Origin of the sequence: Pseudomonas donghuensis (assembly GCF_000696345.2) — a bacterium.
Classification (GTDB): domain Bacteria; phylum Pseudomonadota; class Gammaproteobacteria; order Pseudomonadales; family Pseudomonadaceae; genus Aquipseudomonas; species Aquipseudomonas donghuensis.
Genome location: NZ_CP071706.1, coordinates 420,592 through 446,353 on the forward strand (window position 1 = coordinate 420,592; position 25,762 = coordinate 446,353).

At 63.7% G+C, this 25,762-nt stretch carries 28 protein-coding genes; 11 read left to right on the plus strand and 17 right to left on the minus strand.

Features of this window, described 5'->3' with window-relative positions; all coding sequences use genetic code 11:
* Positions 1-46: 46 nt before the first annotated feature.
* From rsmD to BV82_RS01945, 3 genes are read right to left on the minus strand one after another with little or no spacing between them, the layout of a single operon-like run.
* Positions 47-640: a 16S rRNA (guanine(966)-N(2))-methyltransferase RsmD gene (gene rsmD / locus BV82_RS01935; protein WP_010222187.1), complete on the minus strand. Its 594-nt coding sequence runs from the start codon at positions 638-640 to the stop codon at positions 47-49.
* Positions 640-2,139, minus strand: a complete 1,500-nt coding sequence (locus tag BV82_RS01940; RefSeq protein ID WP_010222188.1) for a M16 family metallopeptidase — start codon at positions 2,137-2,139, stop codon at positions 640-642. Before BV82_RS01940 ends, rsmD begins: the two co-directional genes overlap by 1 nt.
* Positions 2,132-3,487, minus strand: a complete 1,356-nt coding sequence (locus BV82_RS01945) for a M16 family metallopeptidase (protein ID WP_036995393.1) — start codon at positions 3,485-3,487, stop codon at positions 2,132-2,134. The genes BV82_RS01940 and BV82_RS01945 overlap by 8 nt, the downstream gene beginning before the upstream one ends.
* Before the next feature lie 230 nt (positions 3,488-3,717).
* Between BV82_RS01945 and ftsY the strand changes: the two genes are divergently transcribed.
* The 5 genes from ftsY to BV82_RS01970 all read left to right on the plus strand — a co-directional run bounded on the left by ftsY (position 3,718) and on the right by BV82_RS01970 (position 8,488).
* Positions 3,718-5,238 carry a signal recognition particle-docking protein FtsY gene (ftsY, locus tag BV82_RS01950; RefSeq protein ID WP_036995394.1) on the plus strand — a complete coding sequence of 507 codons (1,521 nt, stop codon included), beginning with the start codon at positions 3,718-3,720 and terminating at the stop codon, positions 5,236-5,238.
* Complete coding sequence (gene ftsE, locus BV82_RS01955; protein WP_010222191.1) at positions 5,235-5,906, plus strand: cell division ATP-binding protein FtsE; 672 nt, start codon at positions 5,235-5,237, stop codon at positions 5,904-5,906. Before ftsY ends, ftsE begins: the two co-directional genes overlap by 4 nt.
* Complete coding sequence (gene ftsX / locus BV82_RS01960; RefSeq protein WP_010222192.1) at positions 5,903-6,931, plus strand: permease-like cell division protein FtsX; 1,029 nt, start codon at positions 5,903-5,905, stop codon at positions 6,929-6,931. Before ftsE ends, ftsX begins: the two co-directional genes overlap by 4 nt.
* A gap of 112 nt (positions 6,932-7,043) precedes the next feature.
* A complete protein-coding gene (gene rpoH / locus BV82_RS01965; RefSeq protein WP_010222193.1) occupies positions 7,044-7,898 on the plus strand; it encodes an RNA polymerase sigma factor RpoH in 855 nt (284 codons plus the stop codon).
* An 80-nt stretch (positions 7,899-7,978) separates the two neighbouring features.
* On the plus strand, positions 7,979-8,488 hold the full coding sequence (locus tag BV82_RS01970) for a DUF1993 domain-containing protein (protein WP_010222195.1): 510 nt from the start codon (positions 7,979-7,981) through the stop codon (positions 8,486-8,488).
* Between the two features lie 63 nt (positions 8,489-8,551).
* Here BV82_RS01970 and mtgA read toward each other — a convergent pair whose 3' ends face one another.
* Positions 8,552-9,310 (minus strand): monofunctional biosynthetic peptidoglycan transglycosylase, encoded by a 759-nt coding sequence (mtgA, locus tag BV82_RS01975; RefSeq protein ID WP_420831680.1) that lies wholly within the window; start codon positions 9,308-9,310, stop codon positions 8,552-8,554.
* Between the two features lie 34 nt (positions 9,311-9,344).
* Here mtgA and BV82_RS01980 point away from each other — a divergent pair, with 34 nt between their 5' ends.
* The 4 genes from BV82_RS01980 to trmB all read left to right on the plus strand — a co-directional run bounded on the left by BV82_RS01980 (position 9,345) and on the right by trmB (position 11,593).
* The gene (locus BV82_RS01980; protein WP_010222197.1) at positions 9,345-9,716 is read left to right on the plus strand and encodes a DUF423 domain-containing protein; all 372 of its coding nucleotides are present in this window, start codon (positions 9,345-9,347) and stop codon (positions 9,714-9,716) included.
* Between the two features lie 101 nt (positions 9,717-9,817).
* Positions 9,818-10,018 (plus strand): sulfur carrier protein ThiS, encoded by a 201-nt coding sequence (gene thiS / locus BV82_RS01985; protein ID WP_010222198.1) that lies wholly within the window; start codon positions 9,818-9,820, stop codon positions 10,016-10,018.
* A gap of 48 nt (positions 10,019-10,066) precedes the next feature.
* The gene (locus BV82_RS01990; protein WP_010222199.1) at positions 10,067-10,861 is read left to right on the plus strand and encodes a thiazole synthase; all 795 of its coding nucleotides are present in this window, start codon (positions 10,067-10,069) and stop codon (positions 10,859-10,861) included.
* A gap of 9 nt (positions 10,862-10,870) precedes the next feature.
* Positions 10,871-11,593: a tRNA (guanosine(46)-N7)-methyltransferase TrmB gene (gene trmB / locus BV82_RS01995; RefSeq protein ID WP_036995396.1), complete on the plus strand. Its 723-nt coding sequence runs from the start codon at positions 10,871-10,873 to the stop codon at positions 11,591-11,593.
* Positions 11,594-11,736: 143 nt separating this feature from the next.
* Here the strand turns inward: trmB and BV82_RS02000 are convergent, their stop codons facing one another.
* From BV82_RS02000 to BV82_RS02040, 9 genes are all read right to left on the minus strand, one after another.
* Positions 11,737-12,060, minus strand: a complete 324-nt coding sequence (locus tag BV82_RS02000) for a DUF3392 domain-containing protein (protein ID WP_010222202.1) — start codon at positions 12,058-12,060, stop codon at positions 11,737-11,739.
* 9 nt (positions 12,061-12,069) lie between these two features.
* Entirely contained in the window at positions 12,070-13,284 is a 1,215-nt protein-coding gene (gene hemW, locus BV82_RS02005; RefSeq protein ID WP_036995398.1) for a radical SAM family heme chaperone HemW, read from the minus strand.
* Entirely contained in the window at positions 13,281-13,877 is a 597-nt protein-coding gene (gene rdgB / locus BV82_RS02010) for an RdgB/HAM1 family non-canonical purine NTP pyrophosphatase (protein WP_010222204.1), read from the minus strand. The genes hemW and rdgB overlap by 4 nt, the downstream gene beginning before the upstream one ends.
* Entirely contained in the window at positions 13,874-14,308 is a 435-nt protein-coding gene (locus BV82_RS02015) for a DUF4426 domain-containing protein (protein WP_010222205.1), read from the minus strand. The genes rdgB and BV82_RS02015 overlap by 4 nt, the downstream gene beginning before the upstream one ends.
* A 24-nt stretch (positions 14,309-14,332) precedes the next feature.
* A complete protein-coding gene (gene metW / locus BV82_RS02020; protein WP_010222206.1) occupies positions 14,333-14,953 on the minus strand; it encodes a methionine biosynthesis protein MetW in 621 nt (206 codons plus the stop codon).
* A gap of 7 nt (positions 14,954-14,960) precedes the next feature.
* Positions 14,961-16,100, minus strand: coding sequence for a homoserine O-succinyltransferase MetX (gene metX / locus BV82_RS02025; RefSeq protein WP_010222207.1), 1,140 nt, complete (start codon positions 16,098-16,100; stop codon positions 14,961-14,963).
* A 164-nt stretch (positions 16,101-16,264) separates the two neighbouring features.
* On the minus strand, positions 16,265-16,855 hold the full coding sequence (locus BV82_RS02030) for a YggT family protein (protein ID WP_010222208.1): 591 nt from the start codon (positions 16,853-16,855) through the stop codon (positions 16,265-16,267).
* A 10-nt stretch (positions 16,856-16,865) separates the two neighbouring features.
* Positions 16,866-17,684 carry a pyrroline-5-carboxylate reductase gene (gene proC / locus BV82_RS02035; RefSeq protein ID WP_010222210.1) on the minus strand — a complete coding sequence of 273 codons (819 nt, stop codon included), beginning with the start codon at positions 17,682-17,684 and terminating at the stop codon, positions 16,866-16,868.
* A 38-nt stretch (positions 17,685-17,722) separates the two neighbouring features.
* Positions 17,723-18,409, minus strand: a complete 687-nt coding sequence (locus BV82_RS02040) for a YggS family pyridoxal phosphate-dependent enzyme (protein ID WP_010222211.1) — start codon at positions 18,407-18,409, stop codon at positions 17,723-17,725.
* Positions 18,410-18,475: 66 nt separating this feature from the next.
* Between BV82_RS02040 and BV82_RS02045 the strand changes: the two genes are divergently transcribed.
* Positions 18,476-19,504 carry a type IV pilus twitching motility protein PilT gene (locus tag BV82_RS02045; protein WP_036995399.1) on the plus strand — a complete coding sequence of 343 codons (1,029 nt, stop codon included), beginning with the start codon at positions 18,476-18,478 and terminating at the stop codon, positions 19,502-19,504.
* On the opposite strand, the gene BV82_RS02050 is transcribed toward BV82_RS02045, so the two are convergent.
* Complete coding sequence (locus BV82_RS02050; protein WP_374045260.1) at positions 19,501-20,211, minus strand: C40 family peptidase; 711 nt, start codon at positions 20,209-20,211, stop codon at positions 19,501-19,503. The genes BV82_RS02045 and BV82_RS02050 overlap by 4 nt on opposite strands.
* Before the next feature lie 169 nt (positions 20,212-20,380).
* On the opposite strand from BV82_RS02050, the gene BV82_RS02055 reads away from it, so the two are divergent.
* Positions 20,381-20,800 (plus strand): NINE protein, encoded by a 420-nt coding sequence (locus tag BV82_RS02055; protein ID WP_010222217.1) that lies wholly within the window; start codon positions 20,381-20,383, stop codon positions 20,798-20,800.
* A 48-nt stretch (positions 20,801-20,848) separates the two neighbouring features.
* On the opposite strand, the gene BV82_RS02060 is transcribed toward BV82_RS02055, so the two are convergent.
* The 3 genes from BV82_RS02060 to BV82_RS02070 form a co-directional block, all read right to left on the minus strand.
* On the minus strand, positions 20,849-21,538 hold the full coding sequence (locus BV82_RS02060; protein ID WP_010222218.1) for an SPOR domain-containing protein: 690 nt from the start codon (positions 21,536-21,538) through the stop codon (positions 20,849-20,851).
* Between the two features lies 1 nt (position 21,539).
* A complete protein-coding gene (gene argS, locus BV82_RS02065) occupies positions 21,540-23,276 on the minus strand; it encodes an arginine--tRNA ligase (RefSeq protein ID WP_010222220.1) in 1,737 nt (578 codons plus the stop codon).
* A 161-nt stretch (positions 23,277-23,437) separates the two neighbouring features.
* Positions 23,438-25,657, minus strand: coding sequence for a primosomal protein N' (locus BV82_RS02070; RefSeq protein ID WP_036995400.1), 2,220 nt, complete (start codon positions 25,655-25,657; stop codon positions 23,438-23,440).
* Positions 25,658-25,762: the final 105 nt, after the last annotated feature.

The window sequence follows — 25,762 nt, forward strand, 5'->3', positions numbered from 1 at the left end:
ATATTTAGCGCGCACGACCCGGCAGCGGCCGGGTCGTGGTGACTGCTCAGCCGCGCTGCCAGAGTGCGTAGTACACCTGGCCGGCCTTCTTCTCCCGGTGCAAGCGCCAGTTGCCGGGCAGTTGCAGGGTCGATGGCGGGGTTTCGCTCTCGGTGTAGATCCAGGCGCTCTCGGCCAGCCACTGACGCTCTTCAAGCAAGGCGCAGGTGGTGGGCAGCAGGCCCTGGTTGAACGGCGGATCGAGGAACACCAGGTCGAAGGCCAGCTTCGGTTCACCCTGCAGGTAGCGCTGGGCGTCGGTCTGGATCACCTGGCCGCGTGGGCAACGCAGGGTTTCCAGATTCTGCCGCAGGCTGGCGATGGCCGCCGGGTTGCTGTCCAGGGCCACGGACTCGGCCGCGCCACGGGACAGCGCTTCGAGGTACAGCGCACCGCTGCCGGTGTAGGCGTCGAGCACCTTGGCCCCTTCGATGTACGGGGCGAGCCAGTTGAACAGGGTCTCGCGGACCCGGTCCGGGGTCGGGCGCAGGCCCGGCGCGTCAGGGAAGCTCAGGCGCCGGCTACGCCATTCGCCGGCAATGATGCGCAGTTGGCCCTGGCCGTGGTGCGGCTTGGCCGGTTTTGCGGATGGACTGGCCATTAGTGCTCCGGTACGCCAAGCGGTTGCTCGGCGGGTTTGTCAGTGGGCGGCGGCAAGGGTTTTTGCGGCACGCTTGGCCCGGCGGTGACGATGACCATCTTGTCAGCGGCCAGGTGTTTGTTCAGCGCAGCCTTGACCTGTTCGGTGGTCAGCGCCTGGGACTGTTGCATGTAGTCTTCCAGCCAGGTCAGTGGCAGGTTGTAGAAGCCGATGGCGCCCAGTTGGCCGACGATGCTGGCGTTGCTGGCATTGGACAGCGGGAAGCTGCCGGCCAGTTCACGCTTGGCGTCGTCCAGTTCTTGCTGGGTCGGGCCGCTCTTGAGGTAGTCGGCGAGGATGTCCTGGACCAGCTTGAGGGTGCCCTCGCTGAGCTCGGCACGGGTCTGCAGGTTGATCATGAACGGGCCACGCACCTGCATCGGGCTGAACACCGAGTACACGCCATAGGTCAGGCCGCGCTTCTCGCGCACTTCGCTCATCAAGCGGGTGCCGAAGGTGCCGCCGCCGAGGATCTGGTTACCCAGCGACAGCGCGGCGTAGTCCGGATCGTTACGGTCGATACCCAGTTGGGCGAGCATCAGGTGGGTCTGCTTGGACGGGAAATCGATGTGGTTGGCGCCGGCCTTGGGCTCGCTTGGCTGGGCCAGCTTGGCCAGGGCCGGGCCTTTGGGCAGGGCCGAGGAGACCTGCGCGGCGATGGCTTCAGCTTCGCTGCGGCTCAGATCACCGACCAGGGCGATCACCGTGTTGCCAGCGGCGTAGGCCTTGGCGTGGAAGGCACGCAGTTGTTCCAGGGTAATCGGCGGGATGCTCTTGGCGGTGCCGTCACTTGGGTGAGCATAGGGGTGGTTGCCGTACAGGCGCTCGAACAACTCGATGCTGGCGAGTTTGCCCGGGTTTTGCTTCTGGTACTCGAAGCCGGCCTGCATCTGGTTCTTGATGCGGGTCAGGGCGTCCTGCGGGAAGGTTGGCTTGCCGACCACGTCGGCGAACAGCTTCAGCGCCGGCTCGCGTTTGTCGGCGGCGCTCAGGCTGCGCAGCGAGGCTACAGCCATGTCGCGGTAGGCGCCGTTGCCAAAGTCGGCGCCCAGGCCTTCGAAGCCTTCGGCGATGGCGGTGACGTCCTTGCCGGCCACGCCTTCGTTGAGCATGGCGTTGGTCAGGGTCGCCAGGCCCGGGGCATCGCCGTCCTGGCTACTGCCGGCGGCGAAGGTCAGGCGCAGGTCGAACATCGGCAACTCGCGGGCTTCGACGAACAGCACGCGGGCGCCTTCGGCGGTGTTCCAGGTCTGGATGTTCAGTTGCCGGCGGCTTGGCGCCTTGCCGTCCAGCTCGGCCAGCGATTGCAGGGTATTGGCCGGCTTGGCTGCGGTGCTGGTGGCCGGTTGCGCGGCGTTATCCGACTGCGCAGGCTTGGCCAGGAAGAATGCCAGCAGGCCGATCAGCAACAGCAGGCCCAGGCCGATCAGGGTGTAGCGGGGTGCGCTGCGTTCACTCATGAGCGTTCTCCTCGGGCAGTACATGGGCAACGCTCAGGCGTTCACGGGTGAAATAGGTGCGGGCGGCGTTCTGGATATCGGCCGGCGTCACGCTTTTCAGCTCGTCCAGTTCACTGTCGATCAGTTTCCACGACAGGCCGACGGTTTCCAGCTGGCCGATGGCGGTGGCCTGGCTGCTGATGGAGTCGCGGTCGTAGACCAGCCCGGCGATGACCTGGGCACGTACGCGCTCAAGCTCTTCAGGCGAGGGCGGGGTGGTCTTGAGCTCGTCGAGCAGCTTCCAGATACCGGCTTCGACGTCGGCCAGGGTCTTGTGCTTCTGCAGGTTCGGCGTGGCCGAGATCAGGAACAGGCTATCGCCGCGGGTGAACGGGTTGTAGCTGGACGAGGCGCCGGAAACCAGCTCCTGGCCGCGCTCCAGGCGGCTCGGCAGGCGAGCGCTGTAGCCGCCGTCGAGCAGCGCCGAGATCAGCCGCAGGGCGTGCACGGTGCGCGGGTCCTTGGCAGTGGACAGGCCCGGGGCGTTGAAGCCGTAGATCAGGCTCGGCAGCTGGGTTTGCACATGCAGGGTGGTTTCACGCAGGCCAGGCTTGGCCAGTTCCAGCGGCAGCTTGGCCGGTGGCACCGCACGTTTCGGGATGGCGCCGAAGAAGCGCTGGGCCAGGCCCTTGACCTCATCGACGGTGACATCGCCGACCACCACCAGGGTGGCGTTGTTCGGCACGTACCAGGACTCGTACCAGTGGCGCAGCTCCTCGACCTTCATGCGGTCAAGGTCAGCCATCCAGCCGATGGTCGGGGTGCGATAGCTGCTGGCCGGGAAGGCCATGGCGCTGAACAGCTCGAAGGCCTTGGCGTTGGGCTGGTCATCGGTGCGCAGGCGGCGCTCTTCCTTGATGACCTCGATTTCGCGGCTGAACTCGTCGGCCGGCAGGCGCAGGCTGGCCATGCGGTCGGCTTCGAGCTCAAGTGCCACCGGCAGGCGGTCGCGGGCCAGCACCTGGTAGTAGGCGGTGTAATCGTCGCTGGTGAAGGCGTTCTCTTCGGCGCCCAGGTCACGCAGAATGCGCGAGGCTTCGCCGGGGCCGAGCTTCTCGCTGCCCTTGAACATCATGTGTTCCAGTGCATGGGAAAGGCCGGTCTGGCCGGGGGATTCGTAGGTCGAGCCGACCTTGTACCAGATCTGCGAGACCACCACCGGCGCCCGGTGGTCCTCGCGCACGACCACTTTCAGGCCGTTGTCGAGAATGAACTCGTGGGTGGGTTGCGTATCGGCGGCAAAGGCCGCGAACGGCAGACAAACTGTGCTGAGCAACAGGCCAGCGGCGCGGCGGGCTAGAGCATTCATACGTTGTTTAACCTGTAGGACTGCCCGCGTGGTCTTAGCGTCGGCGGGCTTGGAGGTGCTAGGATACTGATCCGGTTGCCTGAGGACCATGCCTGTCATGGAACCAGCCCGAAGGCTTGATGACAAAATGCTGCGCAAGAACGAGCCGGATTAAAAGTAGACTGTTCTGCGTTAAGAGAATTTAAGAAGCGCCGCAGTGGCGCATCGCTACCCTGAGATAGCCGTCTTCCATGTTTGGTTCCAACGACGACAAAAAGACGCCGGCCGCGGCTGGTGAAAAGAAAGGCCTGTTCGGCTGGCTGCGCAAAAAGCCCCAGCAACCTGTAGCCGAACAGCCGCAAGCTCCTGCACCGATTGAAGCGGAGCATCCTGCTGCGTTGCCTGCCGAGGTTGTGGCCGCCGTTGCCCCGGTCGAGGTTGCGCCTGCGCCGGTTGCCGCGCCGGAGCCTGTGACCGCTGCGCCACCTGCTGCGCCAGTCGAGGTGCAACCGGTACCGTCCGTCGGCCTGGTGCTGCCCGTGCCTGAAGAGCCGGTAGCCCTGGTTGCCGACCTTGAGCCGCATACGCCGCCGCCCATTCCACCGCGTCAGGAGCCTGTCCCGGCCCCGGTCATCGAGCCTGAGCCGGTGGTGGTTGTGCCTGGGCCTGAGCCTGAGCCTGAGCCAGTAGTCGTTGCGCCTGAACCGGTTGTTGCGCCTGCGCCGGTCGTCGTACCGCAACCCGAGCCTGCCCCTGTAGCCGCTGCCGTTGCGGTGCCTGCTGCGGTTGCCGAGCCTGCTCCAGCCGAGCCTGCCGCTCCAGCCCGCAGCGAAGAGAGCAAGGGTGGCTTCTTCGCCCGCCTCAAACAGGGCCTGTCGAAGACCAGCGCCAGTATCGGCGAAGGCATGGCCAGCCTGTTCCTGGGCAAGAAGGCTATCGACGACGACCTGCTCGATGAGATCGAAACCCGCCTGCTGACCGCCGACGTTGGCGTCGAAGCCACCTCGGTGATCGTCCAGAGCCTGACCCAGAAGGTTGCGCGCAAGCAGTTGGCCGACAGCGATGCGTTGTACAAGTCGCTGCAAGGCGAGCTGGCCGACCTGCTCAAGCCGGTCGAGCAACCGCTGCGTATCCACCACCAGGCCAAGCCGTTCGTGATCCTGGTGGTCGGCGTCAACGGCGCTGGCAAGACCACCACCATCGGCAAGCTGGCGAAAAAGCTGCAGCTCGAAGGCAAGAAAGTCATGCTCGCCGCTGGCGACACCTTCCGCGCCGCAGCGGTCGAGCAACTGCAGGTCTGGGGCGAGCGCAACCAGATCCCGGTCATCGCCCAGCACACCGGCGCCGATTCGGCCTCGGTGATCTTCGATGCCGTGCAGGCCGCCAAGGCCCGTAACATAGATGTGTTGATCGCCGACACCGCCGGTCGCCTGCACACTAAAGACAACCTGATGGAAGAGCTGAAGAAGGTTCGCCGGGTTATCGGCAAGCTCGATGCCGACGCGCCGCACGAGGTGCTGCTGGTGCTCGACGCCGGTACCGGCCAGAACGCCATCAACCAGGCCAAGCATTTCAACCAGAGCGTCGAACTGACCGGCCTGGCCCTGACCAAGCTTGACGGCACCGCCAAAGGCGGGGTGATCTTTGCCCTGGCCAAGCAGTTCGGCCTGCCGATCCGCTATATTGGCGTGGGCGAAGGAATTGACGATCTGCGCACGTTCGAAGCCGAACCCTTCGTGAAAGCACTGTTTGCCGAGCGGGAGCATCCATGATTCGATTCGAACAGGTCGCCAAGCGCTACCCCAATGGTCACGTTGGCCTGCATGAGTTGAGTTTTCGGGTGCGTCGGGGCGAATTCCTGTTCGTTACCGGCCATTCCGGTGCCGGCAAAAGTACCCTGCTGCGCCTGCTGCTGGCCATGGAACGCCCCACCAGCGGCAAGTTGCTGCTGGCCGGGCAGGACCTGGGGCAGATCAGCAATGCGCAGATCCCGTTCCTGCGCCGGCAGATCGGCGTGGTATTCCAGAACCACCAGCTGCTGTTCGACCGCACCGTGTTCAACAACGTCGCCCTGCCGCTGCAGATCCTCGGCCTGTCCAAGGCCGAAGTGGCCAAGCGGGTCGACTCGGCGCTCGAACGCGTGGCCCTGTCGGACAAAGCCGAGCTGTACCCCGGCGACCTGTCTACCGGCCAGCAACAGCGCGTCGGCATTGCTCGCGCTATCGTCCACCGCCCGGCCTTGCTGCTGGCGGACGAACCCACCGGTAACCTCGACCCGCGCCTGGCCGCGGAGATCATGGGCGTTTTCGAAGATATCAACCGCCTGGGTACCAGCGTGCTGATCGCCAGTCACGACCTGGCGCTGATCGCGCGCATGCGCCATCGCATGCTGACCCTGCAGCGCGGCCGCTTGATCGGCGATGGGGAGGCCGGGCAATGAGTGCGACACGTAGTCCCAAGGTGTCCGAGCGGGTAGCGCCAAAAGCCGCTGAACCTGCACCGGAACAAAAAAAACGCGGCGCTCACGATGATGACGGCCCGGATTTCCGTACCCTGCTGCACGCCTGGCTGGAAAGCCACCGCTCGAGCCTGCTCGACAGCCTGCGGCGCCTGGGCAAACAGCCGATCGGCAGCTTCTTTACCTGCCTGGTGATGGCGGTGGCCCTGAGCCTGCCGATGGGCCTGTCGTTGCTGCTGAGCAACGTCGAGCGTCTGGGCGGTTCGTGGCAGCGCGCGGCGCAGATTTCACTGTACCTGAAGCTGGATGCCAGCAGCCATGACGGCGAAGCCCTGCGCGAGCAGATCAAAGGCTTGCCAGGTGTTGCCGAAGCCGAGTATGTCAGCCGCGAACAGGCCCTCAACGAGTTCCAGCAGCAGTCCGGCCTGGGCGAAGCCCTGCGCGAACTGCCGGAAAACCCGCTGCCTGGCGTGGTGGTGGTGACCCCGGCGCAAGTCGACAAGCCGGCACTGGAAGCCCTGCGTCAGCGCCTGGCCGAGCTGCCCAAGGTCGAAGCCGCGCAGCTTGACCTGGTGTGGGTCGAGCGCCTGGCAGCGATCCTCAAGTTGGGGGATCGGTTCGTCTTCGGTTTGACCGTTTTGCTGGTCTCGGCCCTGCTTTTGGTAATTGGTAACACAATTCGCCTGCACATCGAGAACCGTCGTACCGAGATTGAAGTGATCAAGCTGGTCGGTGGCACCGACAGCTATGTGCGCCGGCCTTTCCTGTACATGGGCGCCTTGTACGGCCTGGGTGCCGGGGTACTGGCCTGGGGCGTGCTGGCATTTGGCCTGAACTGGCTGAATGACGCGGTTATCGGGCTTTCCGGGCTATATGGCAGTGATTTTGCCCTGGCCGGGGTTCCGTCAGCCGATGGTCTTTCCCTCTTGCTTGGAGCGGTATTGTTAGGGTATATCGGTGCTTGGATTGCGGTCGCCCGCCACTTGAGCGAGCTTGCACCGCGATAGTGTCTTTTTGCCGGTATTGACTCTTTTCATTTTTAGGGAACTTGTTTCGCGGTTCCCGGTCAATGTTGGCAGTGCCTTTGGCACGAGTTTAGTGAGTCGGAGGTTTTTTCGTATGACCACTTCGTTGCAACCTGCCTATGCCCTGGTTCCCGGCGCAAACCTGGAAGCCTACGTGCACACGGTCAACAGCATTCCACTGCTGACGCCGGAGCAGGAGCGTGAACTGGCCGAGAGTCTCTACTATGAGCAGGATCTTGGGGCGGCTCGGCAGATGGTGCTCGCCCACCTGCGCTTTGTCGTACACATCGCTCGCAGCTATTCCGGCTACGGGCTGGCCCAGGCCGACCTGATTCAGGAAGGCAACGTTGGCCTGATGAAAGCGGTCAAGCGCTTCAACCCGGAAATGGGCGTGCGCCTGGTGTCCTTTGCGGTGCACTGGATCAAGGCCGAGATTCACGAGTTCATCCTGCGCAACTGGCGCATCGTCAAGGTGGCCACCACCAAGGCCCAGCGCAAGCTGTTCTTCAACCTGCGCAGCCAGAAAAAACGCCTGGCCTGGCTGAACAACGATGAAGTCCATCGTGTCGCCGAAAGCCTGGGCGTCGAGCCGCGTGAAGTGCGGGAGATGGAGAGCCGCCTGACCGGTCAGGACATGGCCTTCGACCCGGCCAGTGAAGCCGACGACGACAGTGCGTTCCAGTCGCCGGCCAACTACCTGGAAGACCACCGTTACGACCCTGCGCGTCAGCTGGAGGATGCCGACTGGAGTGACAACTCCACCAGCAACCTGCACGAAGCCCTGCAGGGTCTGGATGACCGCAGCCGCGATATCCTCTACCAGCGCTGGCTGGCCGAGGAAAAGGCCACCCTGCATGACCTGGCCGAGAAGTACAGCGTGTCCGCCGAGCGGATCCGCCAGCTGGAAAAGAACGCGATGAATAAGGTCAAAGCCTTGATCGCGGTCTGATTCGCAAAACGGCAATAACCAAAAAGCCCCGACGTGTCGGGGCTTTTTCATGATTCTCCGCCACCCCTGTCGAGGCTGTTATGACCATTTCCTTGTATGCTGCTTCTGTTCCTGTTTTCAAGCAAATGCTCAACGCCTTGAGCGATGTTCTGAGCAAGGCCGAAGCTCACGCTACGGCGAAAAACATTGAGCCGAGCGTGTTTCTCCAGGCTCGCCTGTATCCGGATATGTTTCCACTGGTTCGCCAGGTGCAGATCGCTGTTGATTTCGCCAAGGGTGTATCGGCGCGCCTGGCTGAGGTCGAGTTGCCGAAATACGATGACAGCGAAACCACCTTTGCTGAACTGCAAGCGCTGATCAGCAAGGTTCTGGCTTTCCTGGACGGCGTTGCGCCGGCGCAGATCGACGGCAAGGAAGGCATCGAAATCGTGACCCGTCCGGGCACGCCGAAAGAGAAGCGCTTCAGTGGCCAGGCTTATTTGCTGACCTACGGCCTGCCGCAGTTCTTCTTCCACGTCACCACCACTTACGCAATCCTGCGTCACAACGGTGTAGAAGTGGGCAAGCGTGACTACATGGGCGCGTTCTAAGTCGTTTACCCAGTAATCAGCGAACAATGAAAACCCGGCAAGGTGCGTGCTCTGCCGGGTTTTTTATTGGCTCCAGGGCGCCCGGCGTGGGCTGTCCAGCGGCGCCAGGTAGCCGTTACCGCCCAGTTGGCGCATCTGCTGGCGAATCCAGCCGGCGCGTCGCGCCACGTAAGTGCTTGGCCGGCTGGCGCTCCAGTTCAACGGGCTGGGCAGTACCGCTGCCAGCAGGCTGGCTTGCTGGCGCGACAGCTGGCTGGCATCGACGCCGAAGTGGTGCCGCGCTGCCGCCTGCGCGCCAAACACCCCTTCGCCCCATTCAGCGCTGTTGAGATAGACCTCAAGAATCCGCTCTTTCGACCACAGCAGCTCGATCAGCGCGGTGAACCAGGCTTCCAGGCCCTTGCGCAACCAGCTTCGGCCAGCCCAGAGGAACTGGTTCTTGGCCACTTGCTGGCTGAGGGTGCTGGCACCACGGATGCTGCCGCCGCGTTCGTTATGGGCCAGCGCCGCCTGGATGGCGTTGAAGTCAAAGCCCCAGTGGTTGGCGAACTTCTGGTCTTCGCCGGCGATCACCGCCACTTTCAGCTCATCGGAGATTTGTTCCCATGGCTCCCAGTCCCGTTGCAGGTAGATGGGCTGGCCGTTGAACCAGGACTCGACCTTGCGCTCGACCATCAGCGCGGTGCCTGGCGGCGGCAGCCAGCGAAACACCAGCACCAGCAGGGCACTGCCTGCGGCAAACCACAGCAGGGCACGGGTGAGGCGACGGAAAATGGAAGACAGCATAGGTGATGGCTTGGCCGAACCGATGGAGCGGGCCATTATACAGACCCTGTGCTGACTAGGAGTCTTCCCAATGCTGCGTAGTTTTCTGCTGCTTTCGGCGTTTTTCGGCTTTACCGGCGTGGCCCTGGGCGCCTTTGCGGCTCATGGCCTCAAGGGCCGGCTGAGCAGCGAATACCTGGCGATCTTCCATACCGGCGTGACCTACCAGCTGGTGCATGCCCTGGCGCTGCTCGCGGTGGCGGTGCTGTCGGTGCACCTGCCTGGGCGCCTGGTCGGTTGGGCCGGTGGTCTGTTCGCCCTGGGGATCCTGCTGTTTTCCGGTAGCCTGTATGTGCTGACCCTGAGCGGTATCGGCAAGCTCGGTATCATCACCCCCTTTGGCGGCCTGGCGTTTCTCGGCGGATGGCTGTGCCTGGGCCTTGCAGCCTGGCGCCTGAGCTGACCCGCGAGTCCGGATCGAGACGAATGGCGCGGCCCGGCCTTGGGTTTGCGCCCTGATCAGGGCTAGAATGCGGGCCCCTAAAAATAATGGCGGCCGTGCGCATGCGCATTCAACTGAACGGTGAACCTTTCGAATTGCCCGATGGCGAAAGCGTCGCGGCCCTGCTCAACCGGCTTGACCTGGCAGGTCGCCGGGTGGCGGTCGAACTCAACCTGGATATCGTGCCACGCAGCCAGCACGACAGCACCGCGCTGAACGAAGGCGACCAGGTTGAAGTGGTGCACGCCATTGGCGGTGGCTAGGCCTTCGCGATTTACCTGCAAGTCCCTCAACCTTCAAGAGGATTACCGATGAGCAACGTTCGTAGCGACAAGCCCTTCACCCTGGCCGGTCGTACCTTCCAGTCGCGCCTGCTGGTCGGCACCGGCAAGTACCGTGACCTGGAAGAAACCCGCCTGGCCATCGAGGCTTCCGGTGCCGAGATCGTCACCGTGGCCGTGCGCCGCACCAACATCGGCCAGAACCCGGGCGAACCGAACCTGCTCGACGTACTGCCGCCTGATCGCTACACCATCCTGCCGAACACCGCCGGCTGCTTTGATGCGGTCGAAGCCGTGCGCACCTGTCGCCTGGCCCGTGAACTGCTCGATGGCCACAATCTGGTCAAGCTGGAAGTGCTGGCCGACCAGAAGACCCTGTTCCCCAACGTGATCGAGACCCTCAAGGCCGCCGAAGTGCTGGTCAAGGACGGTTTCGACGTGATGGTCTACACCAGCGACGACCCGATCATCGCCCGTCAGCTGGCCGAAGCCGGCTGTATCGCGGTGATGCCGCTGGCCGGCCTGATCGGTACGGGCCTGGGGATCTGCAACCCGTACAACCTGCAGATCATCCTCGAGGAATCGAAAGTCCCGGTGCTGGTCGATGCCGGTGTCGGTACTGCTTCCGACGCCACCATCGCCATGGAAATGGGCTGTGAGGCGGTGCTGATGAACTCGGCAATTGCTCACGCACAGCAGCCGATCATGATGGCCGAAGCCATGAAACACGCCATTGTCGCTGGCCGTCTGGCCTATCTGGCCGGGCGTATGCCGAAAAAACTCTATGCCAGCGCCTCGTCGCCGCTGGATGGTCTGATCAAGTAAGAGCCCCTGATGACTGAATCGCAAGAAACGCCGATCACCACCGAAGGCGAAGAGCGCCAACACCGCCGCATCAAGAGTTTCGTGATGCGCGCCGGGCGCATGACCGAAGGCCAGCAGCGTGGCCTGGACCAGGGTGGGCCGCTGTTCATCCTGCCCCTGGCTGATAGCCCGGTGGACTACGACCAGGTTTTCGGCCGCTCGGCGCCGCGTACCCTGGAGATCGGTTTCGGCATGGGCCATTCCCTGCTGGAAATGGCCGCTGCCGCACCGGAGCAGGACTTCATCGGTGTCGAAGTGCACCGTCCGGGTGTTGGTGCACTGCTCAACGGTGTGCTGACCCAGGGCCTGAAGAACCTGCGGGTGTATGACTGCGATGCCATCGAAGTGCTGAACAAGTGCGTGGCTGACAACAGCCTCGACCGGCTGATGCTGTTCTTCCCCGACCCTTGGCACAAGAGCCGTCACCACAAGCGCCGCATCGTCCAGCCGGAATTCGCGCAGCTGGTGCGCAGCAAGCTCAAGGTGGGTGGCGTGTTCCATATGGCCACCGACTGGGAGCCCTATGCCGAATACATGCTGGAAGTGATGAACGTCGCCCCGGGTTATCGCAACCTGGCCGAAGACGGCAAGTGCGTAGAGCGCCCGGCCGAGCGCCCGATCACCAAGTTCGAACGCCGTGGCGAGCGGCTTGGGCATGGGGTGTGGGACTTGAAGTTCGAAAAGCTGGCGTAAAACGGCGAGCGCTTTGCGCTCGATCGCCGGCAAGGCCGGCTCCCACAGGTGCTGTGATTGCCTGCAGTTTTGAAGTGTCAGGAGATCTTTGTGGGCTTTGCCGGCGATGGGCTGCGAAGCAGCCCTGAAAGCGCCATATTTTTTCAGCGTCGATCAGCAACCACGCCAATCAACACCAGCACAATCAGCAACACCGGCGCCAACGCATAGTTGTTGAACTGCGCCAGCCCCTTCACCACCCACGGGGTGGCATAGATCAGCGCGGCACCGCTGCCGATCATCACCAGCAAGGCCATGAACGGTACGCGCAAGGCGCCTGCAAGGCCGCCCAGGCGTTGTTCGACCCAGCCTTTGATGTCGGTGCCGAACAGCACCAGCAAACAGCCCACCAAGGCCAGGGAAATCTCCGACAAGTTGCTGCGACTCCAGCGGGAAACGGTCGAGAGCAAGTCGAGTACCAGGTCCATTCGCAATCCTTAGGTCAAGAAATACTGCAGCAGGTCGTTGAGGAACAACTGGCCACGCGCGGTAGCGACCAGTCGCGTCGGTTCGACCTGCAAAAGCCCTTTTTGTTCGGCTTCACGGCGCGCTGCTGCGAGCTGTTCCAGCGGCAAGCCGGTGCGTTGGCTGAACAGCTCGATCTCCACCCCTTGGGTCAGGCGCAGGGCGTTCATCAGGAACTCGAACGGCAGCTCATCCACCGGCAGCAGCTTCTCGCCGGCCTTGAAGGCCTTGGCCGGGTTCAGGTAGTCCTTGGGCAGGCGGGTCTTCCAGGTGCGCAGGATACGCCCGTCGGGGTGGCTGAGCTTGCCGTGGGCACCAGCGCCAATGCCGATGAAATCGCCAAAGCTCCAGTAGTTGAGGTTGTGGCGGGCGGCGCGGCCAGGCTGGGCGTAGGCCGAGACTTCGTACTGGGCATAGCCGTGGCTGGCGAGCAGGGCCTGGCCGGCCTCCTGGATGTCCCAGAGGATGTCGTCTTCGGGCAACAGCGGCGGCTGGTTCCAGAACACCGTGTTCGGCTCCAGGGTCAACTGGTACCAGGACAGGTGCGTGGGGTTCAGCGCAATCGCCTGGCGCAGGTCGCCCAGGGCGTCGTCCAGCGACTGGTCGGGCAGGCCGTGCATCAGGTCGAGGTTGAAGTTGTCGAACCCGGCATTGCGCGCCATGTCGGCGGCGCGAATGGCCTCGTCACCGTTGTGGATGCGGCCCAGGGCTTCGAGCTTGGCCTGCTGGAAGCTCTGGATGCCGATCGACAGGCGATTGATGCCCAGCTGCCGGTAGGCCTTGAACTTCTCTTGTTCGAAGGTCCCGGGGTTGGCCTCCAGGGTGATTTCGATGTCCCTGGCAAACGGTATGCGTTGTTCCACACCTACCAGCAAGCGCCCCAGGGCGCGGGCGCTGAACAGGCTCGGGGTGCCGCCGCCAAAGAAGATTGAGCTGATCGGGCGGCCATAGACGTTGCCCAGCTCCTGGTCGAGGTCGGCGAGCAGGGCGTCGACGTAGGCTTCTTCCGGTAGTTCGGGGGTGGCGGCGTGGGAGTTGAAGTCGCAGTACGGGCATTTGCGCACGCACCAGGGGATATGGATGTACAGCGCCAGGGGCGGCAGCTGTGGCAGGGCCGCCCGCGGTGCTTGGGAAGTAAAGCCAGCCTCGCCCAGGTGCAGTGGCTGTGCCGGCGAACGCTCGGTCATGCCAGGCCCAGACGTTGACGCAGCAGGCTCATGGCGCGGGCACGGTGGCTTATCTGGTTCTTGTCGGCAGGGCTCAGCTCGGCGCTCGAGCAATCGCGCTCCGGCACCCAGAACAGCGGGTCATAGCCAAAACCGTGGGCGCCGCTGGCCTGGGTCAGGATGCGACCGTGCCACAGCCCTTCGCAGAGGATCGGCAGCGGGTCGTCGGCATGGCGGACCAGGGCCAGGACGCAGACGAACTGGGCGCCGCGCTGCTCCTGCGGGACGTCCTTGAGCACATCGAGCAATTTGGCGTTGTTTGCGGCGTCGCCTTTGCCATCGGCGTAACGTGCCGAATAGATGCCTGGCGCGCCGCCCAGGAAGTCCACGGCCAGGCCCGAATCGTCGGCCAGCGCCGGCATGCCGGAAATGCGTGCGGCATTGCGTGCCTTGAGGATGGCGTTCTCGACGAACGACAAGCCGGTTTCTTCCGGCTCGACGCTGCTGAATTCGCCAATGGAGCGCAGCCGCACGGTATCACCGAGCATGGCCTGCAGTTCCTTGAGTTTGCCGGCGTTGTGGCTGGCCAATACGATTTGTTGAAAAGTCATCATTCGCCTGGAAAAAGCTCTTGGTTGAAGCTGATGGTTTCGGTCTTGCCGTCAACGCCAACATTGATGGTGAAGGTACGGGTTTCCTGTTGCTCAACAGGGAACTGGGCGATGTAGTAGATCGCGCCTTGCTCGGTGATCTGCTTGAACTTCAGCGGTACCGAGGCGCTGGTCAGGTCCTTGACGGTGCCGCTGACCTGGGTGACCACCGGCTTGCCGGCCTTGATCACCGAGACGTTGATCACGCCCTGGTTCTTGCTGCGCACCAGCTCCGCAGACTTGGCAATGTCCGGCTGCAGGAAGGTGGAAATAAAGGTGCTGTAGTGCACGGTGGTATCGCCAAAGACTTCCTTGCGCTCGCCCTTGATGGCATCGGCGGCAACCGCCGACAGGCTCAGGCAGGCAACCAGTAAACAGCTCAACAAGCGACCCATGATCGTTCTCCTCCGGTGTGCGGGTTAAACCGCGACCTTGTGTTCGGTAAGGCCGGGGCTGCTGACACGGTAAATGCCGATCTCACCTAGAAGATTAGGCCATAGCTTGCTCGCCCACCCGTGGCGGTGCAAATGGTCGACCGCCAGGCGGTCGAGGACCTGGGCGCGGCGTTCGCCGCACAGGGCCTCGAAGTCTTCAAAGGTGCAGAAGTGGATGTTCGGCGTGTTGTACCAGGTATACGGCATGAAGTCGGAAACCGGCATGCGACCTTTGGTCGCCAGGTACCAGCGGCAACGCCAGTGGCCGAAGTTGGGGAAGGTGATGATGCACTGGCGGCCAACGCGGAGCATTTCGTCGAGAATCCGGTCAGGGTACTCCACGGCCTGCAGGGCCTGGGTCATGACCACCACGTCGAAACTGTTGCTGGCGAAATTGCCCAGGCCCTTGTCGAGGTCCTGCTCGATGACGTTGACGCCCTTGGCCACGCACTGGGCGATGTTGTCGGGGTCGATTTCCAGGCCATAGCCGGTGACTTGCTTGTGGTCGCGCAACGACGCCAGCAGCTCACCGGTACCGCAACCGAGGTCGAGTACCCGGCTGCCAGCGGGGATCCAGTCTTGGATGATTTCCAGGTCGGCTCTCATAGGGTCCTCAGCAGACGATGCGGTTCATGTAGTTCGTGAAACCCGTGATGTAGCGCGGGGTCGGGATCAGGAAGGCATCGTGGCCATAGGGCGAGTCGATATCCAGGTAGCAGACGTTCTTGCGTGCGGCGATCAGGGCGTCGACGATCTCGCGCGAGCGCGCCGGCGAGAAGCGCCAGTCGGTGGTGAACGACATCACGCAGTAGTCCGCCGTGACATGCGCCAGGGTCGCCGCCAGGTCGCCGCGGTGGCTGGCGGCCGGGTCGAAGTAGTCCAGCGCCTTGGTCATCAGCAGGTAGGTGTTGGCGTCGAAACGACCGGAGAATTCCTCGCCCTGGTAACGCAGGTAGCTTTCGACCTGGAACTCGACGCTGTGGAAGTCGTAGTTGAGCTTGTCGCTTTTCAGCTCGCGGCCGAATTTCTCGCCCATGGAGTCGTCGGACAGGTAGGTGATGTGCCCGACCATGCGCGCCAGCATCAGGCCGCGCTTGGGGATCACGCCCAGGTTTTGGAACGAGCCACCGTGGAACTCGGGGTCGGTAAGGATGGCTTGGCGCGCCACCTCGTTGAAGGCGATGTTCTGTGCCGAGAGTTTGGGCGCCGAGGCGATGTCCAGGCAGTGTCGCACACGGTCGGGGTAGGTGATGGTCCACTGCAGTGCCTGCATGCCGCCCAGGCTGCCGCCTACCACTGCGGCCCATTGCTGGATGCCCAGGCGATCGGCCAGGCGCGCCTGGCTGTGCACCCAGTCTTCCACGGTCAGCACCGGGAAATCGGCGCCGTAGGGTTTGCCGGTGAGCGGATTGATGCTGCTGGGGCCGGTGCTGCCATTGCAACCGCCGAGGTTGTTGAGGCTGACCACGAAGAAGCGATTGGTATCGATCGGCTTGCCAGGGCCAATGCAGCTGTCCCACCAGCCCGGCTTGCGGTCGTCGGGGCTGTGGTATCCGGCGGCATGGTGATGGCCGGACAGCGCATGACAGATCAGCACGGCGTTGCTGGCCTTGCTGTTGAGCGTGCCGTAGGTTTCGTAGATCAGTTCATAGGTGGCCAGCGAGCGACCGCAGGCCAGCGCCAGCGGCTCGCTGAACTGTGCCAGTTGCGGTGTTACCAGACCGACCGAATCTTCGGGAAAGACAGTGGACATCGACCCTGCTCACGCTTGAATGAGGCGTAAGTCTAAAGACCACCGGGGTGGGCGGCAAGCAATGTGCCAAGGCTTGAAAAACATCGCTGGCAAACCAGCTCCCACAGGTTGTCGCGAGCCTTGTGGGAGCTGGCTTGCCAGCGATAGGGCGCTGCAGGTGCAGATCAGACCAACAGGCGCAGAACCTCCGGCATTCCGGTCATCGCCGCCAGGTTGTTGATCACCAGCATGTCGATCAGCTTCAGGGCCATGAACGCCAGGATCGGCGAGATGTCCAGGCCGCCCAGGTTTGGCAGGATGCGCCGGAACGGGGCGAGGAACGGGTCGCAGATCTGGTTGATCAGCTCGGCGCCCGGGTTATGGCTGCCCGGTGCGACCCACGAGAGGATCACGCTGATGATCAGGGCGAAGAAGAAAATCTTCAGAAACAGCGAGGTCACGCCAATGATTGACCAGACCAGCAGTTGCAGTGGGTTGCCGGTGGTGCCGTAGGCCAGCAGCAGGGTCAGGCCCATCACCAGCATCTGGATGATGAGCGCCAGCAGCAGCGACGACATGTCCAGGCCGAACAGGCTCGGGATCACCCGACGCATCGGTTTGAGCAGCGGTTGGGTAGCACGTACGGCGAACTGGCTGAGCGGGTTGTAGAAGTCCGCGCGCACCAGTTGCAGGACAAAGCGCAGGACCACGATCAGCAGGTACAGGCTGCCGAGGGTTTGCAGCACATAGATTGCAGCGGTGTTCAATCCGATCATCTTCGGCTCCTTAGTTGCCCAGTTGTTCGGCCATTTCGGCCGAGCGGTGCGCAGCGGCACCCAGCGCCTGTTCCACCAGCGCTTCGAATCCATTGGCCTGGAACGACTTGATCGCCGCTTCCGTGGTGCCGGCCGGCGAGGTTACCCGGCGGCGCAGCTCGGCGGCGTCGACATCGCTGCTGACCGCCATGTGCGCGGCGCCCAGGGCGGTTTGCAGGGTCAGCTTGGCGGCGGTTTCCCGTGGCAGGCCGAGTTTTTCGCCGGCGGCGGTCATGGCCTCGATCAGCAAGAAGAAGTACGCAGGGCCACTGCCGGACACGGCGGTCACCGCATCGAGCTGTTGCTCGGCGTCCAGCCACAGGGCGATACCCACGGCCGACAGCAGCTGCTCGGCCTGCTGGCGCTGGGCCGGCGAAACCTGGGCGGTGGCGAACAGGCCGCTGACGCCCTGGCGCAGCAGCGCCGGGGTGTTGGGCATGCAGCGCACGATCGGCTGGGCGCCGAGCCAGTTGTTCATGCTCGCGCAGGTGATCCCGGCGGCAATCGAGACCACCAGTTGCTCGGGCTTGAGGCTGGGTTTGAGGGCTTCGCACACGGCTTTCATCGCCTGTGGCTTGACCGCCAGGACCACCACATCGGCACCTTCGATGGCCTGGGCGTTGTCTGCGAACATCTCGATGCCGTGCTCGGCATGGATTTTCGCCCGCTGCTCGGCGCCCGGATCGCTGGCGCGGATCTGCGAAGCTTCCAGGCCCTGGGCGCGCAGGCCGCCGATCAGGCTGGCAGCCATGTTGCCGGCGCCGATAAAGGCAATACGAGTCTTGCTCATGTCAGGTCCTTGATAGGGAAAGAGGGAAAAAGCATGGGTCAGGGCTGGCCGTAGTCACGGGCACCGAACAGCGCGGTGCCGATACGCACCCAGGTCGCGCCCTGGGCAATCGCGGCTTCCAGGTCATGGCTCATGCCCATGGACAGGGTGTCGAGGTCCAGGCCAAGGCTCGCCTGTAGTTGGCGCACCCGGGCGAAGGCGGCTTGTTGGGCGGCCTCGTTGTCGGTCGGCTCGGGAATCGCCATCAGCCCGCGCAGGCGCAGGCGTGGCAGCGCGGCGATGGTGCGGGCCAGCGCCGGTAGCTCCTCGGGGGTGCAGCCGGACTTGCTCGCTTCGCCACTGACGTTGACCTGCAGGCAGATATTCAACGCTGCAAGGTGGTCGGGGCGTTGCTCGGACAGGCGTTGGGCGATTTTCAGGCGGTCCACGGAATGTACCCAGTCAAAGTGCTCGGCAATCGCACGAGTCTTGTTCGACTGAATGGGGCCGATGAAGTGCCAGGTCAAGGGCAGGTCGGTCAATTCGCCCTGTTTGTTCAAGGCTTCCTGCAGGTAGTTCTCACCGACATCGCGCACCCCGGCGGCGAAGGCTTCGCGCACGGCGGCGGCGGGTTTGGTCTTGCTCACGGCCAGCAGCTGGACGGCCGAAGGCTCGCGCCCGGCGGCCAGCGCGGCGGCACGGATGCGTGCGGCGAGCGTGGAAAGGTTGTCTGCTATGGTGGACATTGATCGATGCCAGCGGCTCTTTGGGTCTGCGGCATTCTACCTGCTTGGCGGTCTTTGGGGAGTCTCATGGATGTGACTGAACTGCTGGCGCTGGCGGTACGGGCCGGTGCCTCCGACCTGCACCTGGCGGCGGGCGAAGTACCGGCGCTGCGTCTTGAGGGGCGCTTGAGCCCGCTGTCGCTGCCGCTGCTGATGCCGCAACACATGGATGAACTGCTCGCGCAAATCATGTCTGAGGCGCAGCAAAAGGATTTTGAAACACATTTGGACGTCGACTTTGCCTTCGCCGTGCCAGCATTGGCGCGCTTTCGGGTCAATGTGTTCCAGCAGTTGCAGGGCGCTGCGGCGGTGCTGCGGGTGATTCCGGCGCAGGTCAGCAGCCTGGCCGAGCTGGGTCTTGGGGATGTGTTTCGACAGATTGCCGAGCTGGCGGGCGGGCTGGTGCTGGTCACCGGGCCCACCGGTTCGGGTAAGTCAACCACCCTCGCGGCCCTGGTCGATCACCTGAACCGCGAGCGGCCATTGCATATCGTCACCCTCGAGGACCCCATCGAGTTTATCCACAGCTCGCAGCGTAGCCGGATCAGTCAGCGCGAGATCGGCCGGCACAGCCATGGTTTTGCCCAGGCATTGCGTGCGGCGCTGCGTCAGGACCCGGATGTGATCATGCTCGGTGAGCTGCGCGACCCGCAGACGATACGCCTGGCGCTGACTGCGGCGGAAACCGGGCACCTGGTGCTGGCCACGGTACACACCGGGTCGGCGGCGAAAACCATCGATCGCCTGGTGGATGTGTTTGCCGCCGAGGAGAAGCAACTGGTGCGCGCGATGCTGGCCGAGTCGCTGCAGGCGGTGGTCTCGCAGGTATTGGTCGAGCGTGTAGGCGGTGGGCGGGTGGCGGCCCATGAGATCCTGCTGGCAACGCCGGCAGTGCGTAACCTGGTCCGTGAGGGCAAGGTGGCGCAGCTCTATTCGGCGATTCAGACAGGTGGAGCGCAGGGCATGCAGACCCTGGACGGATGTCTGCAGGGCCTGGTGCGGCAAGGGCTGGTCAGCCCCGACAGCGCTCGTGAGCGGGCGCCGGGACGTTTCTAGCGCTTGGCCAGGGCCAGTTGCTGGCTTTTTGGCAGGACGCGTTTGGCAACCACGTAGCGGCTTTGCCAGTAAGGTTTGTTCAGGGTGTCGATGCTGACCCGCTTGCCGGTGCGCGGCGCGTGGATGAAGCGGTCGTTACCCAGGTAGATGGCGACGTGGTTGACCCGGCGGCTCTTGATGTTGAAGAAGATCAGGTCGCCCGGCTTGAGGTCGTTGCGGTCGACCTTGATACCGTGGCCGCTGGCCATGGCGTTGGAGGTGCGTGGCAGGTCGACTTCATCGATGTCATTGAAGGCGTACTTGACCAGGCCGCTGCAGTCAAAGCCCTTGCTCGGGCTGCTGCCGCCCCAGCGGTACGGGGTGCCGAGCACGTTGACCGCACGGCTGAGCACATCGCTGCTCTGCTGCGGCGACATGGCCGCGGCGACCGGTAGCGGCTTGCTCGAACGGGCGCTGCGCTTGGGGCTGTGCTGGATGTTGCTGCTGACGTTCTTGTATGGACGTGCAGCAGTGGAATTGGAGGTATACCCGGAGAAACCGTTGGGTAGCCGTTGCTCACGATTGGTGGCGTGGGCGGCCAGTGGCAATAATAGGCAGATGGTCAGCCATGTCTTGAAAAAAGGACGCATAGGCAGGGCTCTAGGTAGGTTAGCGCGCAACTTTATAACAGCTTTTTGATCAAATTCTGATCCGTTGGTCGATTCCAGGTGCCGGCAAAAACCGCCAGAAGCGGCGATTGGCCTGCATTTGAAAGGCGTGGGCCAGACAGGATAGGGGTTTGCGGCGGGCGGGGTGGCAAATGACCACACGTCGGGTCGCCAGAGAAAAGTCACATTTTTCTTTAGAAAATTTATCGATAACCCACAGGGGCTATGAATGAACAGTTATCAACAGGGCAGTCAGTTGCACGACACCCACAGCAAAGTGATCGGTTATCTGCTGTGGATTTTTGGCTTCACCGGCGCGCACCGCTTCTACTACGGCAAACCGGTCACCGGCACCCTCTGGTTCTTCACCTTGGGCCTATTGGGCATTGGCTGGCTGATCGACCTGTTCCTGATCCCGGCGATGGACCGCGAAGCCGACCTGCGCTTTCAGCCAGGTCCACTGGACTACAGCCTGGCGTGGATCCTGCTGACCTTCCTGGGGGTGTTTGGCGTGCACCGCATGTACCAGGGCAAGTGGATCACTGGCCTGATCTACCTGTGCACCGGCGGGCTGTTTCTGGTGGGTGTGCTGTATGACTTCTGGACGCTCAATACCCAGGTGTCACTGGCCAACGCCCAGCGGCGTTAAAGCCTGAGGCCTTGTCGCAGTGCGCTGCGACAAGGCCTTGGGGCGGGGTTACTGGCGGGTCTGGCGTTGCTGCAACAGCAAGTTGCTGAAGCCGCTGCCGGCCAGTTGCTTCTGCGCCACGGTCAGCTGTTCACGGTTGCTGAACGGGCCAACCAGTACGCGGTACCAGGTTTCTTCCTTGACCGTTCCGGATTCCACCTTGACCGCCTGGCCAAGCAGGATGATCTGCGCGCGAACCTTGTCGGCATCCGCCTGCTTGCGGAACGAACCGGCCTGCAGGAAGAACTGGGTGGTCGCTGCTGGCTTGATCACCGGTGGCGCCGGTGGCGGGGTCAGGCCGTTCAGCGCCGCCTGGGCCCGGGCGGTGTCGATCTTCGCCGCTTCCGCCGGGGTTACCGGTGGTTGCGCCGGTACCGGCGGGGTTTTCTCCGGCACCGCTTCAGGCGGCACGATCACTTCCGATTCCGGCAGCAGGGTATAGAAGTCGTACTTCGGTTTTACCGGCTGCTGCGGGCTTGGCGTGGTCTTGTTGGCCTCGGCGACCTTCTCGGCCTTCTGCTGCTCGGGCTTGCTGCGCTTGACCTCGTCGTTGCCGGGCTCGAGCTTCATCAGGAAAACGACAAAGGCGCCCACCGACAGGCCGATCGCCAGCCACAGCCAGCCCGGGATCGGTTGCTTGGCAGGTGGCTGATAGCGACTGGCGCCGCGCTTGGGTGCGGGTTTTTTCTTGGCAGCCAACTTACATGCGCTCCAGGGTTTCCAGGCCGAGCAGTTCCAGACCTTGCTTGAGGGTGCGGCCAGTCAGGGCCGCCAGACGCAGGCGGCTCTGCTGTTGTTCAGGGGTGTCGGCGGCGAGGATCGGGCAGTTCTCGTAGAAGCTGGAGAACAGGCCGGCAACGTCGTACAGATAGGTGCACAGCACGTGCGGCGTGCCTTTTTCGGCGACGTTGTTCAGGATCTCGCCGAACTGCGCCAGGCGCGCGGCCAGGTCCTGCTCCTGTGGCGCTTGCAGGATGATCTGGCCGTCGACTTCATCGAAGTCCTTGCCCAGCTTGCGGAACACGCCGGCAACGCGGGTGTAGGCGTACAGCAGGTAAGGCGCGGTGTTGCCTTCGAAGTTGAGCATCAGCTCGAAGTTGAAGCTGTAGTCGCTGGTGCGGTGCTTGGACAGGTCGGCGTACTTCACCGCGCCAATCCCCACCACTTCGCCGATGGCGCGCAGGTCGGCCTCGGCCAGCTCCGGGTTCTTCTCCTTGACCAGGGCGTAGGCACGTTCCTTGGCTTCGGTGAGCAGGTCGATCAGCTTCACCGTGCCGCCGTCGCGAGTCTTGAACGGGCGGCCGTCGGCACCGTTCATGGTGCCGAAGCCCATGTGTTCCATCTGCATCGGGTGGCCGACGAAACCGGCGCGGCGGGCCACTTCGAACACCTGGTTGAAGTGCAGGGCCTGGCGCTGGTCGACAAAGTACAGGGCGCGGTCGGCCTTGAGCACGTTGCTGCGGTAGCGCACGGCGGCAAGGTCGGTGGTGGCGTACAGGTAGCCGCCGTCGGCTTTCTGTACGATCACTGGCAGCGGCTCGCCTTCGGCGGTCTTGAACTCTTCAAGGAACACGCACTGGGCGCCCTTGCTCTCGACCAGCAGGCCCTTGGCCTTGAGGTCGTTGACGACATTGGCCAGGTCATCGTTGTAGGCGCTTTCGCCCATAACGTCGGCCATGGTCAGCTTGACGTTGAGCAGCTCGTAGGTCTTCTGGCAGTGCGACAGCGAAATGTCCTTGAAGCGGGTCCACAGCTTCAGGCATTCCGGGTCGCCAGCTTGCAGCTTGACCACCAGGCCGCGAGCGCGGTCGGCGAACGCTTCGGATTCGTCGAAGCGTTTTTTCGCCGCACGGTAGAAGTTTTCCAGGTCCGACAGCTCGTCGCTGGTGATCGGGTTTTCCTGCAGATAAGCCATCAGCATGCCGAACTGGGTGCCCCAGTCGCCGACGTGGTTCTGACGGATCACGTCATCGCCGAGGAACTCCAGCACGCGCGACACGGCGTCACCGATGATGGTCGAGCGCAGGTGGCCAACGTGCATCTCCTTGGCCAGGTTCGGTGCCGACAGGTCGACCACCACCTTCTGCTGCGGGCCGGCTTTCTTCACGCCGAGCTTGGCGTCGGCCAGGGCCGCATCCAGGCGCGAAGCCAGGGCCTGGGTGTTCTGGAAGAAGTTGAGAAAGCCTGGGCCGGCAATCTCGACCTTGCTGACCTGCTCGTCGGCAGGCAGGGCGGCGATGAGCTTCTCGGCCAGGTCGCGCGGCTTCATGCCGGCAGGCTTGGCCAGCATCATCGCGATGTTGCTGGCGAAGTCGCCGTGAGTCTTGTCCCGGGCGTTCTCCACCTGGATCGCCGGCGTCAGCCCTTCAGGCAGCACACCGTCGGTGACGAGTTGGGTGAGGGCTTGCTGGATCAGCTGGCGAATGGTGTCTTTCATGGGCTTCTCTTTCGACCGCAAGCGCGGCGGCGCTTCGATGCGCAGGTGGAAAAACTGGACATTATCCGTTGCCGGGGCGAGGTTGCCAACCTTTGGGGCGCTATCGCGGGGCAAGCCCGCTCCTACAGGGGTGTGTAGGAGCGGGCTTGCTCCGCGATGGATCAGTACAAATCCACCGGATCGACATCCAGCGACCAACGCACCTGGTGCCCGGACGGCATCTGCTCCAACACTAGCAACCAGGCGCTGATCAGTCGATGCAAAGGTGCCCGGGCATTGGCCTGGAGCAACAATTGCGCACGAAACCGCCCGGCACGGCGCTCCATCGGCGCCGGTACCGGGCCGAGCAGCTCGATACCGTGCAGGCCCTGTTCGGCCAATAACTGTTCGGCGGCGCTGCAGGCTTCATCGAGAAAACCCTCGGCTTGCCCCGGCTTGTGCGCCTCAGCGCGCAACAGGGCCAAGTGCGCGAAAGGCGGCAAACCGGCGGCGCGGCGCTCGCTCAAGGCCTGTTCGGCAAAGGCGAAGTAGCCTTGTTCGGTCAGTTGCACCAATAAAGGATGGTCGGCCAGGTGGGTCTGGATGATCACCTTGCCCGGCTCTTCGGCGCGCCCGGCGCGGCCGGCGACCTGGACGATCATCTGCGCCATGCGCTCGCTGGCGCGAAAATCCCCCGAGAACAGGCCGCCATCGGCATCGAGGATCGACACCAGGGTCACCCGCGGAAAGTGGTGGCCCTTGGCGAGCATCTGGGTGCCAACGAGGATGCACGGCTGGCCGCGCTGGATGGTGGCGAACAACTGGTTCATCGCATCCTTGCGCGAGGTGCTGTCGCGGTCGACGCGCAGCACCGGGTAATCGGGAAAAAGAATGCTCAGGCGCTCTTCGGCGCGCTCGGTGCCGGCGCCGACCGGGCGCAGGTCGACCTTGTTGCACTGCGGGCACTGGCGCGGCACCCGCTCGTCATAACCGCAGTGGTGGCAGCGCAGCTCGTTGGAGCGCTGGTGCACGGTCATCCGCGCATCGCAGCGCGGGCACTCGGACATCCAGCCGCAGTCATGGCACAGCAGCGTCGGGGCAAAGCCGCGGCGGTTGAGGAACACCAGCACCTGCTGGCCGGCCGCCAGGGTCTGGCCGATGGCTTGCTGCATCGGCCCGCTGATGCCGCTGTCCAGTGGCCGGCTTTTTACATCCAGACGCAAGAAGCGCGGCTGCTGGGCGCCGCCAGCACGCTGATTGAGGCGCAGCAGGCCGTAGCGGCCGCTGTGGGCATTGTGCAGGCTCTCCAGCGAAGGCGTGGCCGAACCCAGCAGGATCGGGATGTCCTCCTGGCGTGCGCGCACCAGCGCCAGGTCGCGGGCGTGGTAGCGCAGGCCTTCCTGCTGCTTGTACGAGCCGTCGTGCTCTTCGTCGATGATGATCAGCCCCGGGTTTTTCATCGGCGTGAACAATGCCGAGCGGGTGCCGATGATGATGTCGGCCTCGCCGTCGCGGGCGGCCAGCCAGGCGTCCAGGCGCTCGCGGTCGTTGACCGCCGAGTGCAGCAGGGCGATGCGCGCGTTGAAGCGCTGCTCGAAGCGCGCCAGGGTTTGCGGCCCGAGGTTGATCTCCGGGATCAGGATCAGCGCCTGCTTGCCGGCTTCCAGGGCTTCGCGGATCAGCTGCAGGTAGACCTCGGTCTTGCCGCTGCCGGTAACCCCGGCCAGTAAAAACGCATGAAAGCTGTCAAAACCCGAGCGCACGGCATTGAAGGCGGCGCGCTGCTCGTCGTTCAGGGGTAGTTCCGGCTGCGCCAACCAGCGCTCGTGGCGCTCCTGGGGCAGGTGGCGGCGTACTTCGACCTGGACCAGTTCCTTGGCCAGCAGCAGGTCGAGGCTGTCCTTGCTCAACATCAGCTTGCTCAGCAAGGTATGGGCAACACCGTGGGGATGTTGCGCCAAGGTTGCCAGGGCTTCGCGCTGGCGCGGCGCGCGGGCGATGCGCGGGTCGTCCAGGCGAGCGCCCGGAGCCACTTGCCAGAAGCGCTCCTGGCGCGCTTGCGCCGGTTCGCCCTGGCGCAGCAGCACCGGTAGGGCCCAGCTCAAGGTGTCGCCGAGGCTGTGCTGATAATATTGCGCGGTCCACAGGCACAGCTTGAACAGCGCCGGCGGCACCGGCGACACCGGGTCGAGCAGGGCTATGGCCGGCTTCAGTTTGTCGGCCGGCACCTCGCTGGTGTCGCTGATCTCGATGAGTATCCCGATCATCTCGCGCCGACCGAACGGCACGCGGATGCGCATGCCCGGGGTCAGTGCCTGGCGCGCCATGCTCGCCGGTGCCCTGTAGTCGAACAGCCGCCGCAGAGGCGAGGGCAGGGCAAGGCGTAGAATGACGTCGGACACGCGAAAGGTTCTCTGCAGGGGAATTCCAGGACCCGGCGAGCCTAGCAGACGACCGCCGGTGTAAGCGACAACTTGCGTTGGCTGTTTGCTCTGGTATTATTCGGA

Coding starts and splice junctions, on each gene's coding strand:
- thiS (WP_010222198.1), top strand. CDS start 9,818: ATGCGCATTCAACTGAACGGTGAACCTTTCGAATTGCCCGATGGCGAA.
- BV82_RS02030 (WP_010222208.1), bottom strand. CDS start 16,855: ATGATCGGATTGAACACCGCTGCAATCTATGTGCTGCAAACCCTCGGC.
- BV82_RS02000 (WP_010222202.1), bottom strand. CDS start 12,060: ATGGACCTGGTACTCGACTTGCTCTCGACCGTTTCCCGCTGGAGTCGC.
- metX (WP_010222207.1), bottom strand. CDS start 16,100: ATGTCCACTGTCTTTCCCGAAGATTCGGTCGGTCTGGTAACACCGCAA.
- BV82_RS01980 (WP_010222197.1), top strand. CDS start 9,345: ATGCTGCGTAGTTTTCTGCTGCTTTCGGCGTTTTTCGGCTTTACCGGC.
- BV82_RS02040 (WP_010222211.1), bottom strand. CDS start 18,409: ATGTCCACCATAGCAGACAACCTTTCCACGCTCGCCGCACGCATCCGT.
- BV82_RS02045 (WP_036995399.1), top strand. CDS start 18,476: ATGGATGTGACTGAACTGCTGGCGCTGGCGGTACGGGCCGGTGCCTCC.
- BV82_RS02055 (WP_010222217.1), top strand. CDS start 20,381: ATGAACAGTTATCAACAGGGCAGTCAGTTGCACGACACCCACAGCAAA.
- BV82_RS02015 (WP_010222205.1), bottom strand. CDS start 14,308: ATGGGTCGCTTGTTGAGCTGTTTACTGGTTGCCTGCCTGAGCCTGTCG.
- BV82_RS01945 (WP_036995393.1), bottom strand. CDS start 3,487: ATGAATGCTCTAGCCCGCCGCGCCGCTGGCCTGTTGCTCAGCACAGTT.
- ftsE (WP_010222191.1), top strand. CDS start 5,235: ATGATTCGATTCGAACAGGTCGCCAAGCGCTACCCCAATGGTCACGTT.
- BV82_RS01990 (WP_010222199.1), top strand. CDS start 10,067: ATGAGCAACGTTCGTAGCGACAAGCCCTTCACCCTGGCCGGTCGTACC.
- rsmD (WP_010222187.1), bottom strand. CDS start 640: ATGGCCAGTCCATCCGCAAAACCGGCCAAGCCGCACCACGGCCAGGGC.
- metW (WP_010222206.1), bottom strand. CDS start 14,953: ATGAGAGCCGACCTGGAAATCATCCAAGACTGGATCCCCGCTGGCAGC.
- ftsY (WP_036995394.1), top strand. CDS start 3,718: ATGTTTGGTTCCAACGACGACAAAAAGACGCCGGCCGCGGCTGGTGAA.
- proC (WP_010222210.1), bottom strand. CDS start 17,684: ATGAGCAAGACTCGTATTGCCTTTATCGGCGCCGGCAACATGGCTGCC.
- rdgB (WP_010222204.1), bottom strand. CDS start 13,877: ATGATGACTTTTCAACAAATCGTATTGGCCAGCCACAACGCCGGCAAA.
- rpoH (WP_010222193.1), top strand. CDS start 7,044: ATGACCACTTCGTTGCAACCTGCCTATGCCCTGGTTCCCGGCGCAAAC.
- argS (WP_010222220.1), bottom strand. CDS start 23,276: ATGAAAGACACCATTCGCCAGCTGATCCAGCAAGCCCTCACCCAACTC.
- BV82_RS01940 (WP_010222188.1), bottom strand. CDS start 2,139: ATGAGTGAACGCAGCGCACCCCGCTACACCCTGATCGGCCTGGGCCTG.
- mtgA (WP_420831680.1), bottom strand. CDS start 9,310: ATGGCCCGCTCCATCGGTTCGGCCAAGCCATCACCTATGCTGTCTTCC.
- trmB (WP_036995396.1), top strand. CDS start 10,871: ATGACTGAATCGCAAGAAACGCCGATCACCACCGAAGGCGAAGAGCGC.
- hemW (WP_036995398.1), bottom strand. CDS start 13,284: ATGACCGAGCGTTCGCCGGCACAGCCACTGCACCTGGGCGAGGCTGGC.
- ftsX (WP_010222192.1), top strand. CDS start 5,903: ATGAGTGCGACACGTAGTCCCAAGGTGTCCGAGCGGGTAGCGCCAAAA.
- BV82_RS01970 (WP_010222195.1), top strand. CDS start 7,979: ATGACCATTTCCTTGTATGCTGCTTCTGTTCCTGTTTTCAAGCAAATG.